The following is a 16,627-nucleotide window of genomic DNA, read 5'->3' on the forward strand; positions in this document are numbered from 1 at the left end:
CAATGGATTTGATGACCTTGAGCTTGTTGGGTTTTGCGGGAACTCAACCCAACCTACTCAGAATTCTGACGGCGTTGATTGCGATCGCACTTGGTTCCATTGGCACCTTTGCTATTTTCTACGGACTCAATCTGCTGGTAGAGCGCTTTTCTCGACCCTGGAAAGATCGCCTTCTCCCCTGGGTTTATATGGGACCAGCGGTGCTGATGTTGACGGCCTATTTGGTATTACCGACACTGCGAACGCTTTATATCAGCTTCTTTGACAGCCGTTCAGTCAAGTTTGTGGGACTGAAAAACTATGCCTTTGCCCTCACCAATCCAGATATGGTGATTGCCTTTCGTAATAACCTGCTGTGGTTAGTGCTGGTGTCAGGATTGAGCGTAGGGCTGGGTCTGATTATTGCGGTCCTTGTGGATCGGGTGAAATATGAGTCGGCGGCTAAGTCGCTAATCTTTTTACCCATGGCGATCTCCTTTGTGGGGGCCAGTGTCATTTGGCGATTTGTCTATGCCTTTAAGCCAGCGGGGACCGATCAGATTGGGGTGCTTAATGCGGTACGCCAGGTAGTGGGATGGAAGCCCCTGGGTTGGCTGATTGAACGAGATGGTCTTCTGGAGCCTTTGTGGGAAACGCTTTCAGTGCCTGTCATTCCTTGGTTACCCACATTGTTGCCGCTGAATACCCTGGCGCTGATTGTCATTATGATTTGGTTGCAAACGGGGTTTTGCATGGTGTTGTTGTCAGCGGCGGTCAAGGGCATTCCTAAAGATGTGATTGAAGCTGCCCGCATTGATGGAGCCAATGAGTTTCAGATTTTTCGACGCATTATCATTCCGATGATTATGCCGACCATTACGGTGGTGACGACAACGGTGGTGGTTGCGGTGCTCAAGGTATTTGACATTGTCTATGTGATGACTGGCGGCAACCTGGATACCGATGTGATTGCCAGCCGCATGATCAAGGAAATGTTTAATTTTAGAAATTTTGGTCGTGGTAGTGCCATTGCCACTGTACTGTTGCTAGCGGTCATTCCGGTGATGGTCACCAATGTTCGTCGCTTTACCCAGCAGGAGGCTAACCGATGAAAATTGCTCGTACGTCAGCTCCTGCCTGGTGGGAGAGATTGCCATTGCACACAGCGGTGATTGCGATCGCATTTCTCTGGACGCTACCCACTGCCGGTCTCCTGATCAGCTCTTTCCGTCGCAGAGATGCCCTGCTGCAAAATGGCTGGTGGACGGTCTTGAGCCATCCCTTTGACCTGGCCCAGTTTCACATTGGTAACTATATCGATGTACTCACCAGCCAGGGCATGGGGCAGGCATTTCTCAATAGTCTGGTGATTTCCATCCCGGCTACGGTGATTCCCATTTCCATTGCCACATTTGCCGCCTATGCCCTAGCCTGGATGCAGTTCCCTGGAAGGCAGGCGTTGTTTGTGGCCATTGTGGGTCTGCTGGTGGTGCCGTTGCAGATGACGCTGATTCCGGTGCTGCGAGCTTATAACGATCTGGGCTTAGCAGGCAGTTTTCTAGCGGTTTGGTTAGCCCACACCGGCTATGGTTTACCCCTGGGTATCTATCTGCTGCGTAACTATATTGGCTCACTACCCCGAGACTTAATTGAGGCCGCTGCTGTGGATGGTGCGTCTCACCTGAAGATTTTTATGCGGTTGATTGTGCCGTTGTCGATGCCTGCGATCGCATCCTTCGCCGTCTTTCAATTTCTCTGGGTGTGGAATGACCTGCTGGTAGCCCTGGTGTATCTGGGTGGCAACCAAGACGTTGCCCCAGTCACCCTGGTGTTACGCAACCTGGTGGGAGACCGGGGACAAGACTGGCATTTACTCACCGCTGGAGCCTTTATTTCTATGGTGGTGCCGCTGGCGGTCTTTTTTGCCCTACAGCGTTATTTTGTGCGTGGATTGTTGGCGGGTTCGGTGAAGGGATAACCGTTGAGTATGAACACCAACAGTTGCCTCTGGCATCGCCTGACGACAGCTGGGGCAATACCAATACAAACTATTCTGCCGAATATGACGCAGCAGCGAATGATTGCAGCAGAGGCAATACCTCATGGTGTGTTCTCCAATGGGCTGATGTAGGCAACTTTAGATACCTCAAGACCTAACCCCAGGTTTCCGTACGCGACTGGTGGCTAAATCAATCTAAAAATAAAGTGAGCATACTTGAGGGTCTGCTCACAATGATGACCAGATGCTCACAAAATCTTTAGATTTTCTCCCTACTCTGTATTGGTAGGCATAAGAGGTACGACCAGTCATTGTTTACTAGTCCGTCGAGCTTAGGAATAGGGGTTAGGACAGGGAGTCGCAAGTACGCTGCAGTGGTGGTACGCGTCAACGTATGGCCTGCGACGTACAAAATTTCAAAATCTCTCAAGCAATAGGGCTTACATCCTCACGTTTCAGCTTGATTTTGCACTGGCTGTTTTAGCGACTTATGCCAATAGTTAGAACACGATTTTTAGAGAGATTTTAATGATGCAATGCACTACCAGCTCAGTATCTCAGCTTCTATCAGATAAGGTTGATAGCGTCGTAGCCGCATACCCGGCTTATCCATATCAAACAGCTTTAGGTAATGGGGCGATTAAACAATTACTACTGGATTATGTTGAATGTCAGCTCAAGAAGGCAATGCCAAAGCTCAATAATCCGCAAGAATGGCAGTGCTTACCCCAATATCTCCATCAGCTTGTAGATCTAGAACTACGACTAGAAAGCTATATCTATTGGGGTATTGAGTACATTTTGCAAGAGCAGCTTGACCTGTTATTGAATAGCACAGAAGAAACCGAAACCATCGAGCCATCCTTGAGTGTGCAAGATATGACCCAAACTTGCATGCCCTCCTATTGGTTTGGCTAGTAGGTTTGATTAGTCTTTGCTAAGGACCTTATCTTCTTCGTCTTCAGATGTTTCTATGGCGGTAATCACAGGTACCTTAAGTGCGACCTCATCATCCACTGCGGGTTCCACCCGTTTAGAAAAACCCCAAGCAAAGACAGCGGCAATCAGGGCTAACATGGCCCAGTCTGGCGGTACCCAGCTTTCGTTGATAACCCTGACGAGTAATCGTAGGCCCACAAAGGCAACGGTGACAAAGCCTGCATCTTCTAGATAAACATACTCATCGAGCCAGCGGATAAATAGCCCTGCCATAAACCGCAGGGCAATGATGCCGATGGTACCACCGAGAAGAATAATGGCTACTTCATCGGACAGGGCAATGGCTGTTGTGACGCTGTCTAGGGAAAATGCTAAGTCCGTAAAGGCAATGATGGGAATCGCCTGCCACAGGGATGCAAACTTAGGGCCGTGGTGCTGCTCATCATCGGTATCACCACTAAAGTGCTGATACACCAGCCATAATAAATAGGCTGCACCCGCGACTTCAAACTGCCAGAACTTTAGGACCCAACTGGCCGTCAAAATAAGAGTCATGCGCAGCACAAAGGCGACGAGCAATCCCAGGTTGAGTGCGCGCTTTTGTTGTTCCTCGGACTCCAAGCCCTGGGCAATGGCAGCAAGTGCGATCGCATTATCTGCTGATAACACAGCCTCCAGAGCGATCAGCACCGGTAATAGAAGTAATGTGTCCAGACCTAAATTAGGCGACCATTCAAGTAACTGATCTAACATTTAGCCCTTACAGTTTGCGGTCATTGCAGTAAACATGTCCTTGGCAGTCGGGCATAGGTACACCCTTGTTTAGAATAGATCGGATACTATTCACCGACATCCTAGTCAACGGATTTCCCGCCCGTGATTTCCTCACTTTTTGCCCAATTTCGTCACCAGTATACCGATGGCAGCCTAACGACTGAACTGCTTACAACCCACGCCGAGCAATATCTAGTGAAAGCCACCGTGACAATTGGCGAAACAGTAATTGTTACAGCCTTAGCCGCAGATGCTAGCCTGGCCGAGGCAGATGATCAGGCAAAAGCCCGTGCCCTGGCGATGCTGGGCTTTGCTCAAGGGACTTCCCAGGAGCACAAAAACGGTCTTGTCAAACCTCAGCAATTGGTCCCTGAGCCGAGTGTCTCCGCACAACAAGCTACAGATACCTCCATTCCCGTTAATGAAACCGCCCCATCTGAGAAACCAGAATTAACCCATCTATCTGTCGAACCTGTCGAACCTGAGATTGAAGACTCGGAAGACATAGGTCGGCCCATTGACAGCATCACACCGGATGAAGCTCCAGCTCCTTCTGAGGTTCCAGCATCATCCCTGGCCGCCACAGCAATCGAAAATTTTGACGATACCAACCCTGTAGATCTGTCGGACATCATTGCCCAGACCGATGTAGAAATGGCTCGTCTTGGCTGGAGTAATGTACAAGGGCGAAGCTATCTAGAGAAAACCTTTAATAAACGCTCCCGTCAGCAGTTAACGGACGAAGAAATTCTGACGTTTTTGCTGTATCTAGAATCTCAGGCAACTCCAAGTATGAGGTAGTTTTGAGCCCTACTCAACTACAGTTGGACGGCTGCCAATGGCATGACGATCAATCACCTGATCGATCAAACCGTATTCAACCGCTTCACTGGGGGACATAAAGAAGTCGCGCTCAGTGTCTTCTGTAATGCGTTCAATGGGCTGACCAGTGTGAGCTGCCAGGGCATCATTCAATGTTTTCTTAATGTAAAGAATTTCCTTGGCTTGAATTTCAATATCAGTCGCCTGACCTTGAGCGCCACCCAGAGGCTGGTGAATCATGATGCGTGAGTTTGGCAGGCTCATGCGCTTACCCTTGGTACCCGCACTTAGCAAAAATGCTCCCATACTAGCCGCCAGACCCACACAGATGGTGGAGACATCGGGCTTGATGTGGTTCATGGTGTCAAAGATGCCCAGACCGTCATATACGGAACCACCAGGAGAATTGATATACAGATAGATATCTCTCTCTGGGTCTTCGGCCTCTAGAAAGAGCATCTGCGCCACAATCAGGTTGGATGACTCAGCTGTCACCTGTTGCCCCAAAAATACAATGCGCTCCCGTAGAAGGCGGGAGTAAATATCAAAGGCGCGTTCACCGCGACCCGACTGCTCAATAACGGTAGGAATCATAAGGGCCTAAGTATGGGTTCTTTTCTTGCTTTATCGATTGTACAGACTTAGTTGGGGCAATGGGGGAGTGCGGATAACCCGATTTAAACTAGACCTTGTCTCTATTTAGGACACTAGTACTCTGTGGCGTAAGTTTGCCCACTATCCAATGTGGATGAGTCGATGGGTGGATGGGGGGATGAAATCGCTGCCAAATGTCTGCCATCGGGTACTAGTTTTTCTGTGGGAAAAACCAAAGGTTTTAACCTGAATGTAGGTTAGCGCCCCTAACCAGTGTTTTGACATAGCTTTGGGGTAATTGATTCCGTAAAGACTACGGACAGGTTTACCCATAGCAAATCGTTAATCCCGTAATCTTGCCCAGGGAACTTAACCTAACTAACCCATATGGTGGAAGCAAGTACAAACGCTAATGTAGAAAAGATTTGGGACTGGGTGTTTGGCTTACAAAAGAGAAAATTGATTTGGAGCTCAAGCTTATATGATGATTCGCTGTTCTGCCTTCCTGGCGCTTGCGATCGCAGCAGGTACAGTCGCAGTACTGGCCCCCAAAGCTTCTGCCGAAGACTTTGAAGTACCATTTGAGGGCACCATCACCAACATTTGCGAATTTACTGTGGATAGCCCGGGCTCATTAGAGCGTGATTCTTCTAGTGGCTATATGCTAGTAGGAGAGTCTGCCCAGGTGACTGCCAACTGTAGCTCTCCCGCCAATGTTATGGTGACCAGTGTGAACCAAGTTGAGGGAACTACCCCATTCCCCTTCGCGATTGCTGATTTAATTCCCACTAATGGTGGTCCTAGCCAGAATATTAGTGTGGCCGCTGGTGGTGAAAGTTTTGGGATAGAAATGCATGCCGACAGTGGCAATACCCCTATTGAAAATGGTAATTACCTTTTCAATGTGCTGCTAACGGCAACGCCTAACTAAACGACAGTTTTTAGGGGTAGCTCAACACCAGAACAATTAGAGCTATTCCCTATATATTCAATATCAAATCCTGGTTGATGGCGTCTGGTATCCCAGGGCCGGCACAAGGCACAGCCCTGCCAAGGCACACCTCCAAGGAGGGTGTCCATTGTGAATCGGGGTTACTGAATTCGGATTTGGTAGACGCATTGATTGATCATCAAACTATTGCCTGAATTATGAAACGTTATTTTGTCGCCTGTTCTGTTTTGATGCTTGGGGCCATGGTCTGTTGGACCCCCAAAGCCTTTGCCGATGATAGTCTAGATGTGCCTTTTGATGGGGTGGTTTATGAGCAGTGTCTTTTAAGCCTGGTCAGCAGCGGTCAGATTGAAGCGGATGGTGGGGGTTCCATGGGCTATCGGTTCTTCGCTGATGAGGGTTATGGCACTCCAGCCCAGATCACAGCTGACTGCAATGGCCCCGCCGTAGTGACAGCAGCTCCTCCAATGCAGACTGCTGGGCCAGCCTTGAGTATCACTGGTTTTCAGGAGAGCTTTATGGCTCCAGTCGGTACTCCCCTGGGAGGTGACACTGTATTTATTTCCCCAGGGCTGACCCAACTAAATGTTGGCATGGCTTACGATAACCAATCTCCCATCCCTAGCGGTAACTATGGGTTTAGTGTCACGGTTACAGCTACGCCCAACTAGAAACTTAAAATCCTAAATAACAACATAGGACAAGGTGCAAAAAACAGTGTTTTCTCGGATAGGTGGAGACGCTGTTTTTGGGTTATTAAAAATGGCATTAGCGAGAAATCCCTGCATGATGCTGAGTCAAATCAAAACTGACCTGCAACGATGACACATAAACTTGCCTGGGCATCTTAGGGCTATGTTGCTAAGTCTTGTTCTCTAGAACTTATCCTAGAATGTCACGACCCAGAATGTCATTACCGTTTCATGGGGCCAGTCGCTGGTGCGGTTGGGCGGTTGGCCTAGCTTGCTTAGTTACGAGTCCTGTAGCCTTTGCCCAAATGGGGCTGTCACCGTTGGTCATCGAAACAGAGGCCCAACGAGGCCGAGCCCAGGGGGTATTGCGCGTTAACAATAATGGGGGTGAAGCTATGCGGGTGCGGGTTTATGCTGAGCCTTTTACCTATGAACGGGATAATGGGTTTATGCTGCTGGAAAATTCACCAGAGGATCTCACCCCCTACTTGCAGTTTTCGCCACGTGAATTGGTGATTCCAGCCCAAAGTGAGCGTAGGGTTAGGTTAATTAGCATATTTCCCCCCAATCTACCGGAGGGAGAATATCGGGCCGTGATTTTTACTGAACCCTTGGATGCAACACGTCAGGTGGGCAGTAACGTCGGTATTGTTACCCGTGTGGGGGCAACTATTTATGTGCGTCAAGGAAAAGTAACTGCTAGTCTGGCTGTCACCGGTGCCCAGTGGGATGTGGAGCAACAGTACGTCGAATTACTGGTGGCCAACAGTGGCTCAGGTTCCGCTCGACCTAAGGCCCAGTGGACGATTCAGCGGGTTGGTGAGACAGTGACTAGCGGCGAAACGATTTCGACTAGTGTGATGGCGGGTGGAGATCGCAATCTGCATCTTATCCCTGATCGCCCCCTCACCCCAGGGACCTATGAAATTACGGGGGAACTGAGCTGGCGCGATGGTGAAACAGAATTAACTCAACCGTTTTCTGTCTCACTCAACGTTTCCTGACAACACAAATTGTATTTACGAAATCCTGGACACCTGCCCCCGATATCGCAGGGCAATGATAAGGATTGCCCCTACGAAAGTGTTCATGTTTAATCGGGTTGATTAAATTCGGACGCGGTTTTATCTGGTTCACATTCTCTGGTTTAAATTCTCTCGTTCGTACCATTCACATCACTATTCACACCATTATGGACACTGTGTTGTTGCGTATGCTGCCATCAGTTTTGGTGGGGGGACTGGTGGCTTTTGGTTCAGCCCCGGCACACGCTCAAATCATCAATAGCCACCTAGTCGATCTATCCCCCTTAGACATTGTTGATGCTGGCCAAACCACATTAGAAGCCATCGATCCGGCTATTTTGAATCTTCAGGTGAGCGAGCCATTTGCCATTATGGCCACACCCCCCACACCTGCTGGATTTACTGATCCAGTGGGCACCCAGCATACTGGCTATGTGAGCCATAATGGCAACGAAGTGGTCCATGGTCACCCACTACTAATCAGGGAAACCGGCAGCGTTGATCTTGGTGTCCGGATGCGGGTGGAACGTCCCCAAGCCTATCCACCAGGGCGTTATACCTATACTGTGCGACTCACCGTGACTCCTTTGTAAACAACCATGGCCCTGGTAAGTTGGCGATGCAGTCTACACCTGTTTGTCACCCTTTGGTGGCTGTTGTTGTTGACCACTGTCGCTCTGGCTGAGAGTTTACCCCTGCCAGGGGGGAGAGCCTATGGGGAGTCAGAGGAATTATCTGACCTAAATAAAGACTCTCCTCACCCCAGAGAACTCTTTTCTTCTGAGCCAGTTTCTGAAACTACAGATTCTCTCCAGCCTAATGCACTAGTTCCTGCTGAGTCTATTGCTGACAAAGGTTCAGATGCAGCTGTGGTGGATATTGAAGATGATGTTGAGCCTGGGGAGAATAATGCTCCTACCCTTGATCCTAATACTTCTACACCTGACTTTGTTGTATTTCCAGTGGGGGTGAGCCTGGGGAATCGCAATGTTTTGCCCACTACCTTGGTTAAGGGGAATGAAAATGGTGAGCGCCCCATTGACTTTGAACAGTGGCAACTGTCCTTTGATGATGTGGTGCAGGTGCTCAATGTGCAGGTCACTGTTTGGGATGATGGCGAGCTGGAGTTGCGATCGCCAGCTGCGGTTACCCGTATTCATCCCAATGAATTTACCATCGATCCAAACCTGGGGCGGGTGCTCTCCATTGCTGAGATAGAGGCCTATTTGGGCATCTCCGCCACCTTTGACATGGCCGATTATGTGATTCGGTTTGCCCCACCGGAGCAACGGTCGCAACAGCAACAAACCGTTGTCGCCCCTATTGTCACCGATGGACTACCTGAGTTGAACTCAAATCGGTTTAGCCTCAGTGGCATTGGCCAACAAACCACCCTGTCGGGACGTACCGCTAGTGGTGATCGGTCCGGTTCCACTAACTGGCGGGGACGATTCAATGCGGTGGGAACAGCCTTTGGGGGGGCGTGGTATGCCGAAATCGATCAACCCAGTCTAGATGACCAATCGAGCTGGTATCTAAATGAACTACAGTACTTGCACTATGGTGACCATAGCGACTATACCCTGGGGTCCCAGCCCACTTTTTGGCAAAGTCAAGGTGGTGACTATTGGGGGGCGACCCTGGTGCAACGCTGGGGATTTGAACCCCCTGCCCAGCGCGGCAGTGGTGGTTTTAACCCACGTCGGCGTCTCCAGGCCACTAACCTGGATCGTACGGTTAGTGGTGAAGCCGAGCCTGGTACCTTGGTACAGCTGGCCCGTAACAACCAAGTTATCGATGAAGTTCTGGTGGATTCCTCTGGTCTATATCGGTTTACCGATGTAGCTACCACAGGCTTTGGCCGTTATCGGGTATTGCTCTTTCCCGATGGCCAGCTGGCAGCCAGCCCGGATGAATATGATGCCACCTTTTCAAGTTTGCCAGGGCAGTTACCGATGGGGGCATCGGCCCTAGTGCTATCGGCTGGATTTAATCGACAGAGGAATAACCAGGAGGAACCCCAATTTTGGGGCGATTTCCATAATTTTCGAGGTGGTATTGGCTATCGGACTGGTGTGAGTGAATCCCTTACCCTCGGGGCTGGTGTTATCCAGGATAGTTCCCTGACATTGCTTAGTGAAGTCTTTTACAGTCCCAGTAATATTCCCCTTAAGGCGGCGATGTCGGTGATGCTAACGCCTGGAGATAGTGATGTCGATGTCAATGCTGACATGCGCTGGCAACCAACGGATGACCTGGCTATTGATTTTAACAGCGATCGCTTTTCCCAACGCCTGCGAGCCGATTGGCAGCTATTACCCAGCATCGCCCTGACAGCCTCAGGGAATACCAGGGACGATGCCCTGGCTGCAGGGACCCGAGTCAATCTAACTCGGGGCAAATTTTATCTATTTGGCCTGGCCAATGTTGATACTAATGGCAATCTCCGCTGGCATACCAATGCCCGCTACGGTTCCCTGGGGCTGCGTCATCGTGGCGATGAAATTACCACCCAGTCCCAGCTCATTTACAATTTATCGGGAAACCCTGCCAATAGTCTGGGGCATTCCTTAAATATTGGCTATGAGACCCGCAACCTGAATGATTTTAGTCAACTGGCAATGGCTAGTTGGCGATATCAATCGAGCGATCGCAACATTGACGGTCGTTCCCTATGGGATATCGAACTGGGCTATGGTATCGGCACAGCCGGTAGTGGCCCCTTCGCCAATTTTGCCACCGGTATTCTGCCTGGGTTAGACCTGCGTGCCCGCTATCAAGAGGTATCCGCTTTTTCCGACCAGAGCACCTTTCGCCTGGAGCTATCCCCCCGTCTCAATCTTCAGCAGGGTTTAAATTTTGGCAACCGACGTCAGGACTGGTTGCGAACTCAGGGGGGGTTGATGATTCAACCTTTTCTGGATGACAACAACAATGGCCAACAGGATCCAGGAGAATCCACATATCTAGAAGATCTAGACCTGCTGATTACCATCAACCACGAATCTTTAGATCGCTATCAGCCCCATCGTCAGAAAAACTATGCCACAGTCGTCCTAGCGCCAGGGGTCTATCGCATCGATTTAGACCCGGCTGGATTTCCACTTGATCGTCAGGCCGTTTCTCGGGCGTTTGCTGCCGATATTGCCCCTGGTGAGTACACGCACCTCTCGATTCCCCTGGGACTGTCTTTTAGTATTTCAGGGGTGGTATTAGACGCCGATGGTAATGCCATGGCAGGACAGAACGTTCAGGCAATCCATACCAGCTCCGATTCTCGTCACCTGTCTGTCACCAATGGTGCTGGTGTCTTTTATCTGGAAGGTATGCCCCAAGGAGACTATCGTTTTGAAATTGGTGAGCGGTCTGTTGCCGATACGATCCTCAATTTCAATGACAGTACTGAGCCTTTTCAGGAAATCAACTTTAAAGTGAGGCCTGATGCCATTGAAACTCAGCGCCCTAGACTTGATATCGGCTCGCTAACTCGCTAATCCTGATTTATGAGTTTGGTGGAATAACATTTTACGTATTCCAGTACAGCAAACTATGGCCAGTAGTCAATCAGACTCGAACGGTTGAAACCATTGTTGCTTCAGACCCCAGTCCAAAACTAAACGGATACACATAAATAGACCAAAGCTTTCGACAATGGGTACTGCCAGGGGTAAGGCACCCGATAAAGCAAGGTCTGGAGGCGTGATGCTTTCTAGTTGCCCCAGGCTGCGGGTGAGGGCAAAGGCACCCACGGCACCACTTCGCAGGTGAGGGTTGGAGTCGTTACGGACGATGTAGCGGTAAGTGACCCCAAATAGAAATGCACAGACGGTGGCTACAGCAACCCGTAGTATGCCGGTAGTCAAAGCGCTGGCACTAAGCAGATGAGGGTGTAACGCGATCAACATAGCACTCACACCAGTACCTGTTAGCGCAGCCAAACCTCCAGCTTTGATTGATTCAACACGTTCTTGGTCCATAGCATTAGCTGTCTGTTCTGCGTCAATTTTGCCATCACCCAAAAATCGGGCATTGATCTACCGTATGATAGAAATAGCCGATTGAGCGGCGCTTTTAGTTTAGTCAACAACGCAAGTTAGGCGATATGGATATTTTGACACTCGGTTGGGTTGGATTACTTGCTTTCTTCAGCTTCTCCATCTCGATGGTAATTTGGGGTCGCAACGGTTTCTAAGGGATTAGCTATATTTCGATGACAGGTGCATTAGAAGCTCAAGCGTACGGTGTTCTAGCTAGTTTGGCAGCGCTACTTTTGCTGTTTGTGACTGGCGGTGTAATTTATTTAACTGCCATAGAGTGGCAAGATAAACGCAAGCGCTCTCAGGAAGCGTTGGATAATCGCGTACCTGTGCGCAACAAGCGTAAGCGCTCTCAAGAGGCATCCGATAGTCGTACTCCTGCACGTAATAAGCGTAAGGGTAAGAAATAGTTTGATATCGGCGCGACAGCTAGCCTTCACAGTACTCAGAGACATAGACAAAGGTGCATTTGCCGATGTTGCCCTGGAGCGCAATATCGGCAAATTTACGTTGATGCCCGCCGATAGACGTTTGGCGACAGAATTAATCTATGGCACCGTACGCCGCCAACGCACCCTGGATGCGCTGATTGATCAACTGGGTAAGCGGCGAGCTGATCAGCAGCCTGCCGATTTACGTCGTATTCTGCACGTTGGATTCTATCAGCTACGTTATCTGGATCATGTGCCCAATCATGCTGTTGTAGATACAACAGTTCAGCTGGCCAAACAGCAGCGTCTCGGCAAACTCAGCGGTGTGGTGAATGGCATGTTGCGGCAATATATCCGCCTGCAAGAAGCGAAGGGTGATCCGCTACAGTTGCCCACCGATGAGATCGCAGCCCTCGGTGTTTTGCACAGTTATCCCGATTGGATTATCCAAGCCTGGCAGCAGCTAGTGCCTGCTGCAGATGTGGCCAGGCTTTGTGAATGGTTCAATCAAGCCCCTAAGATTGACCTGCGGGTGAATCGATTGCGTACAACGGTTGATCAGGTATCCACTGCACTGACAGATCACGGGCTAACGGTGGTACCCCATGGCGGCATTCCAGATGCCCTCAGGATTGTGGGTCCCATGGGAAATGTGCGCCAGCTGCCAGGCTATGAAGCAGGTTGGTGGATGGTGCAGGATAGCAGCGCCCAGCTAGTTAGCTACTTGGTGGATCCCCAGCCTGGTGAAACGGTGATTGATGCCTGTGGAGCACCGGGGGGAAAAACGACGCATCTGGCAGAAATGATGGAGGATCGGGGACGGGTGTTAGGTTGCGATCGCACCTCTTCTCGCCTTAATAAGATCCGTCAGAATGCCAAGCGACTTCAGCTCAACAGCATCGAAACGGTGATGGGAGATAGTCGCGAGCATCCCGAGTTTAAGGGAATTGCCGACCGAGTATTGTTAGATGTGCCCTGTTCTGGTTTGGGAACACTGCATCGCCACGCCGATGCCCGCTGGCGGCAGACGCCCAACTCCATTGCCGGTCTCACCACCCTACAACGAGAATTACTTGAGGCCGCAGTGGATTGGGTGAAGCCAGATGGTGTGCTGGTTTATTCCACCTGTACTCTCCATCCCGATGAAAATCAAAACTTGATTCAGGCCTTTCTCTCCGATCACCCTGATTGGCAGATTGATCCCCCTGAAGACGATTCTCCTGTAGCACCCTTTGTTACAAACCAGGGGTGGGCCATGGTATGGCCCCACAAACAGGATATGGACGGTTTCTTCATGGTGAGAATGCGACGAATCGTGTAAGGGCATTATTGTTTGAACGGATCATAGTCTGCCAACAACCGCTCTAATTTTGCTTCATCAATGCGACTGAGCATACGCTTGGCTTCTTCCTGATCGCGAATTGTTTTAGATAAACTGACTGTAGAACCAACAGAGAAGAGTAAACCCATACCCAAGTACCCTTTTAACCAGACATCAGCTGGTAAATAGATGATGCCGATAGCAGTGGCTGAGATTGAAACAACAAAGGATAACCAGGTTTGAGCAATCCAGGCAGTGGTATGACTGTTGGGAGTATTGAACTTTTTAGTTGTCGTCATTGGTTTCTCTTCGGAAAAAACGTTTGCCATAGTGCTAGTTTCTCCAAAGGAAAGATGAAGGTGCCATGAGACGTACTCAATGACGTCAAGAGATCTCAACTGTTGCCAACATCATCGAAGTTCTCCGAAGTTGATCGCATTTCTGATGGATATAGCCGGATGTCATTTAAACAAGAAATGACATCCGGCTGCAACTGACTGTGCAACAACTTTTTGCTTGCCAAAGTTTGCTAGGTCTAGTTTCTGGCTACTCCAGCATCGCGAGCGGCTTGTTGCACGGCAGCTGCGACTGCAGTCGCTACCCGATGATCAAACACTGAGGGGACAATGTGGTCAGGACGTAGCTCGTTGTCGGGAATCAGCGTTGAGATCGCATGGGCTGCATGCAAAAACATGCTGGTGGTAATCGCTTCAGCACGACAGTCAATGGCCCCCCGCAACAGGCCAGGAAATGCCAGCACATTATTAATCTGGTTAGGGTAATCGCTACGTCCCGTAGCCATGACAGCCACGATGCCGTCTAATAATTCAGGCTGAATTTCGGGTACCGGATTGGCCATGGCAAAAACGATGGGATCTTTGGCCATGGATTTCACCATGCCTACGGTGACGACACCAGGAGCGCTTACCCCCATAAATACATCTGCGCCTACCATGGCATCGGCGAGGGTGCCGCCTTGGTCCACGACAAATTCTTGTTTGCGGCTGTTGAGATCGGTGCGATCGCGACTGATAATTCCCTTTGAATCACACACCGTAATGTGATTAACTCCTGCTTTCTTGAATAGCCGTGCCATGGCCAGGCCTGCGGCACCTGCACCATTGATGACAAGTTTAATTTCTGCCATTTGTGGTTCTTTGCCCACGACCTTGAGAGCATTTACCAAAGCGGCCAGACTGACAATGGCTGTCCCATGCTGGTCGTCATGAAAAATAGGAATATCCAGTTCCTTCTGAAGACGGGCTTCAATTTCAAAACAACGGGGGGCACTGATATCTTCTAAATTGACGCCACCAAATACTGGCGCAATTCGTTTCACTGTCTCCACAATTTCATCGGTGTCCTGGGTATTGAGGCAAATGGGAAAGCCATCTAAACCTGCAAACTCCTTAAACAGCATCGCTTTCCCTTCCATCACTGGCAAAGCACCCTCGGGTCCCAAATTGCCCAGTCCTAAGACGGCACTGCCATCGGTGACAATTGCCACTGTATTGGATTTAATGGTCAGGTCATACACCCGTTCCGGATGCCGCGCAATTTCAGAACACACCCGTCCTACACCGGGGGTATAGGCCATGGCTAAATCTTCTTGACTGCGCACAGGGGCCTTGCATTCCATGTGGATTTTGCCGCCTTCGTGCAGCTTAAAGGTGCGATCGTGCACCTTTACCACTTCGATCTGCTCTAGGGCATATATTGCATTAACAATTTCCTCGGCATGTTCAGCACTAGCAGCATCCACACTGACATCGCGGGTAACGTTTTCTCGACATCGTTCCACCACATCAATGTCACCCAGACTTCCGCCAGCATCGGCGATTGCCTGGGTCACCTTAGCCAACATGCCTGCTTGGTTGGGCACATGCATGCGGATGGTTAAACTATAGCTAGGGTTCGGTGTCAAGCTGACCATTTTCTAAAAACCTCGGATGATAGGGAGCGGGTATGTAGTAAAAAAAATGTTAAGCCTTGATGGTCCCATCTCGCGACCCCTGAAACCAACCATATAAAAAGGCGGTCACAAAATAATTTCTTTTCCTACGGCGCTCTGTGCCTTTCTGTAGGAGATTTTCATGGAATGCTCCTACAAAATCTCCCCATTGCCCACTCCCCATTGCCCACTCCCCATTGCCTTCGCACTATGCCAAGTCTCTACGCTGAAATTGAAATTAATGCCACCGCTGCTGCAGTCTGGGATGCCTTGGTTCGTAAGGAAGACTGGCGTTATTGGAATACGTTTCTCTACGATTGTGATCCGCGCTCAAACTTTATGCTAGGTCGCGAAGTATTTCTGGCGATGCAGCGCATTGAAGGCGATGCTGATACGGAATTTCAGCCCGTGGTAACCACCTTACGACCAGGTAACTGTCTAAGGTGGGTTTCGAAAATTCCAGGGTTAAAAACAGAGCATTCCTTTGAAATGCAAGAAGTAACCCCTGGGCGGACGCGCTATTTGCATCGCGATATTTTTGTCGGTCCCCTATCGGGCATCTTTCTACCGTTTATTCGAGAGGATGAGCGGGATGGACTGCGACGCATGGCTTACCAGCTGAAGCGCTATGTGGAAAGTGGCGGCAAGCCTCAGCGAGATCCCTATGGCAACCCCTATGGCAGAAATCGCGATCCCTATGGTGATCGTGGTTATGGTCGTGGCTATGATGATTTGGGCTATGGCAACCAGGGGGGCAGGGGCTACCAGGACAGGGGCTATGACGATCGTGGCTACGGTCGTGGCGGCTATGATGACCAACGCTACGGTAACCAGGGTGGTAGAGGCGGTTATCCAGACCAGGGTTATCCAGAGCGAGGCTATTCGGATCAGGGATCAGGCCGTGATTATCCCCAGCGTGGCTATGATGATCGGCAATATCGCGATCAGGGCTATGACAATCAGGGGGATCGTGGCCAAGGCTATGATGACCGGGGCTATCGTGGTCGAGGGTCTGATGAGCGGAGGAGCGATCGCAACTACCCAGACCGTGACTATCGTGACGATCAAGACTACCGCGATGATGGTTGGTAATCGTTTGGATGCTGTGACG

At 50.0% G+C, this 16,627-nt stretch carries 19 protein-coding genes; 13 read left to right on the plus strand and 6 right to left on the minus strand.

Features of this window, described 5'->3' with window-relative positions:
- Nucleotides 1-2 precede the first annotated feature (2 nt).
- The 3 genes from QGP82_RS23270 (at nucleotide 3) to QGP82_RS23280 (ending at nucleotide 2,896) form a co-directional block, all read left to right on the plus strand.
- Nucleotides 3-1,091: a carbohydrate ABC transporter permease gene (locus tag QGP82_RS23270; RefSeq protein WP_499061176.1), complete on the plus strand. Its 1,089-nt coding sequence runs from the start codon at nucleotides 3-5 to the stop codon at nucleotides 1,089-1,091.
- Nucleotides 1,088-1,957: a carbohydrate ABC transporter permease gene (locus tag QGP82_RS23275; RefSeq protein ID WP_499061177.1), complete on the plus strand. Its 870-nt coding sequence runs from the start codon at nucleotides 1,088-1,090 to the stop codon at nucleotides 1,955-1,957. Before QGP82_RS23270 ends, QGP82_RS23275 begins: the two co-directional genes overlap by 4 nt.
- 549 nt (nucleotides 1,958-2,506) lie before the next feature.
- Complete coding sequence (locus QGP82_RS23280) at nucleotides 2,507-2,896, plus strand: hypothetical protein (protein ID WP_163662232.1); 390 nt, start codon at nucleotides 2,507-2,509, stop codon at nucleotides 2,894-2,896.
- A 9-nt stretch (nucleotides 2,897-2,905) separates the two neighbouring features.
- Here the strand turns inward: QGP82_RS23280 and QGP82_RS23285 are convergent, their stop codons facing one another.
- Nucleotides 2,906-3,670: a TerC family protein gene (locus QGP82_RS23285; protein WP_006516101.1), complete on the minus strand. Its 765-nt coding sequence runs from the start codon at nucleotides 3,668-3,670 to the stop codon at nucleotides 2,906-2,908.
- Nucleotides 3,671-3,793: 123 nt separating this feature from the next.
- Between QGP82_RS23285 and QGP82_RS23290 the strand changes: the two genes are divergently transcribed.
- The gene (locus QGP82_RS23290; RefSeq protein WP_499061178.1) at nucleotides 3,794-4,492 is read left to right on the plus strand and encodes a slr1353 family protein; all 699 of its coding nucleotides are present in this window, start codon (nucleotides 3,794-3,796) and stop codon (nucleotides 4,490-4,492) included.
- Nucleotides 4,493-4,501: 9 nt separating this feature from the next.
- On the opposite strand, the gene clpP is transcribed toward QGP82_RS23290, so the two are convergent.
- Nucleotides 4,502-5,107: an ATP-dependent Clp endopeptidase proteolytic subunit ClpP gene (gene clpP, locus QGP82_RS23295; protein WP_006516099.1), complete on the minus strand. Its 606-nt coding sequence runs from the start codon at nucleotides 5,105-5,107 to the stop codon at nucleotides 4,502-4,504.
- Nucleotides 5,108-5,220: 113 nt separating this feature from the next.
- Nucleotides 5,221-5,343, minus strand: a complete 123-nt coding sequence (locus QGP82_RS23300; RefSeq protein ID WP_499061179.1) for a hypothetical protein — start codon at nucleotides 5,341-5,343, stop codon at nucleotides 5,221-5,223.
- A gap of 245 nt (nucleotides 5,344-5,588) precedes the next feature.
- On the opposite strand from QGP82_RS23300, the gene QGP82_RS23305 reads away from it, so the two are divergent.
- The 5 genes from QGP82_RS23305 (at nucleotide 5,589) to QGP82_RS23325 (ending at nucleotide 11,270) form a co-directional block, all read left to right on the plus strand.
- Nucleotides 5,589-6,038: a hypothetical protein gene (locus QGP82_RS23305; RefSeq protein WP_163662226.1), complete on the plus strand. Its 450-nt coding sequence runs from the start codon at nucleotides 5,589-5,591 to the stop codon at nucleotides 6,036-6,038.
- Between the two features lie 218 nt (nucleotides 6,039-6,256).
- On the plus strand, nucleotides 6,257-6,730 hold the full coding sequence (locus QGP82_RS23310) for a hypothetical protein (protein ID WP_163662222.1): 474 nt from the start codon (nucleotides 6,257-6,259) through the stop codon (nucleotides 6,728-6,730).
- Nucleotides 6,731-6,966: 236 nt separating this feature from the next.
- Complete coding sequence (locus tag QGP82_RS23315; RefSeq protein WP_163662221.1) at nucleotides 6,967-7,755, plus strand: fimbrial biogenesis chaperone; 789 nt, start codon at nucleotides 6,967-6,969, stop codon at nucleotides 7,753-7,755.
- 188 nt (nucleotides 7,756-7,943) lie between these two features.
- Nucleotides 7,944-8,369 carry a hypothetical protein gene (locus tag QGP82_RS23320; RefSeq protein ID WP_163662219.1) on the plus strand — a complete coding sequence of 142 codons (426 nt, stop codon included), beginning with the start codon at nucleotides 7,944-7,946 and terminating at the stop codon, nucleotides 8,367-8,369.
- 6 nt (nucleotides 8,370-8,375) lie between these two features.
- The gene (locus QGP82_RS23325) at nucleotides 8,376-11,270 is read left to right on the plus strand and encodes a carboxypeptidase-like regulatory domain-containing protein (RefSeq protein ID WP_499061180.1); all 2,895 of its coding nucleotides are present in this window, start codon (nucleotides 8,376-8,378) and stop codon (nucleotides 11,268-11,270) included.
- A gap of 66 nt (nucleotides 11,271-11,336) precedes the next feature.
- Here the strand turns inward: QGP82_RS23325 and QGP82_RS23330 are convergent, their stop codons facing one another.
- Nucleotides 11,337-11,753: a hypothetical protein gene (locus QGP82_RS23330; protein WP_163662215.1), complete on the minus strand. Its 417-nt coding sequence runs from the start codon at nucleotides 11,751-11,753 to the stop codon at nucleotides 11,337-11,339.
- Between the two features lie 125 nt (nucleotides 11,754-11,878).
- Here QGP82_RS23330 and petN point away from each other — a divergent pair, with 125 nt between their 5' ends.
- The 3 genes from petN to QGP82_RS23345 are packed head-to-tail and all read left to right on the plus strand — an operon-like array spanning nucleotide 11,879 to nucleotide 13,565.
- Nucleotides 11,879-11,968 carry a cytochrome b6-f complex subunit PetN gene (gene petN, locus QGP82_RS23335; protein WP_006516091.1) on the plus strand — a complete coding sequence of 30 codons (90 nt, stop codon included), beginning with the start codon at nucleotides 11,879-11,881 and terminating at the stop codon, nucleotides 11,966-11,968.
- 18 nt (nucleotides 11,969-11,986) lie between these two features.
- A complete protein-coding gene (locus QGP82_RS23340; RefSeq protein ID WP_163661770.1) occupies nucleotides 11,987-12,223 on the plus strand; it encodes a hypothetical protein in 237 nt (78 codons plus the stop codon).
- A gap of 1 nt (nucleotide 12,224) precedes the next feature.
- On the plus strand, nucleotides 12,225-13,565 hold the full coding sequence (locus tag QGP82_RS23345) for a 16S rRNA (cytosine(967)-C(5))-methyltransferase (protein ID WP_499061181.1): 1,341 nt from the start codon (nucleotides 12,225-12,227) through the stop codon (nucleotides 13,563-13,565).
- A 5-nt stretch (nucleotides 13,566-13,570) separates the two neighbouring features.
- Here QGP82_RS23345 and QGP82_RS23350 read toward each other — a convergent pair whose 3' ends face one another.
- The gene (locus QGP82_RS23350; protein WP_163662211.1) at nucleotides 13,571-13,864 is read right to left on the minus strand and encodes a YiaA/YiaB family inner membrane protein; all 294 of its coding nucleotides are present in this window, start codon (nucleotides 13,862-13,864) and stop codon (nucleotides 13,571-13,573) included.
- Between the two features lie 236 nt (nucleotides 13,865-14,100).
- A complete protein-coding gene (locus QGP82_RS23355; protein ID WP_499061182.1) occupies nucleotides 14,101-15,498 on the minus strand; it encodes an NAD-dependent malic enzyme in 1,398 nt (465 codons plus the stop codon).
- A 165-nt stretch (nucleotides 15,499-15,663) separates the two neighbouring features.
- Here QGP82_RS23355 and QGP82_RS23360 point away from each other — a divergent pair, with 165 nt between their 5' ends.
- On the plus strand, nucleotides 15,664-16,608 hold the full coding sequence (locus tag QGP82_RS23360; RefSeq protein ID WP_499061183.1) for an SRPBCC domain-containing protein: 945 nt from the start codon (nucleotides 15,664-15,666) through the stop codon (nucleotides 16,606-16,608).
- Nucleotides 16,609-16,627 lie beyond the last annotated feature (19 nt).

Origin of the sequence: Leptothoe sp. LEGE 181152, from assembly GCF_032906605.1 — a bacterium.
Classification (GTDB): domain Bacteria; phylum Cyanobacteriota; class Cyanobacteriia; order Phormidesmidales; family Phormidesmidaceae; genus Leptothoe; species Leptothoe turfae.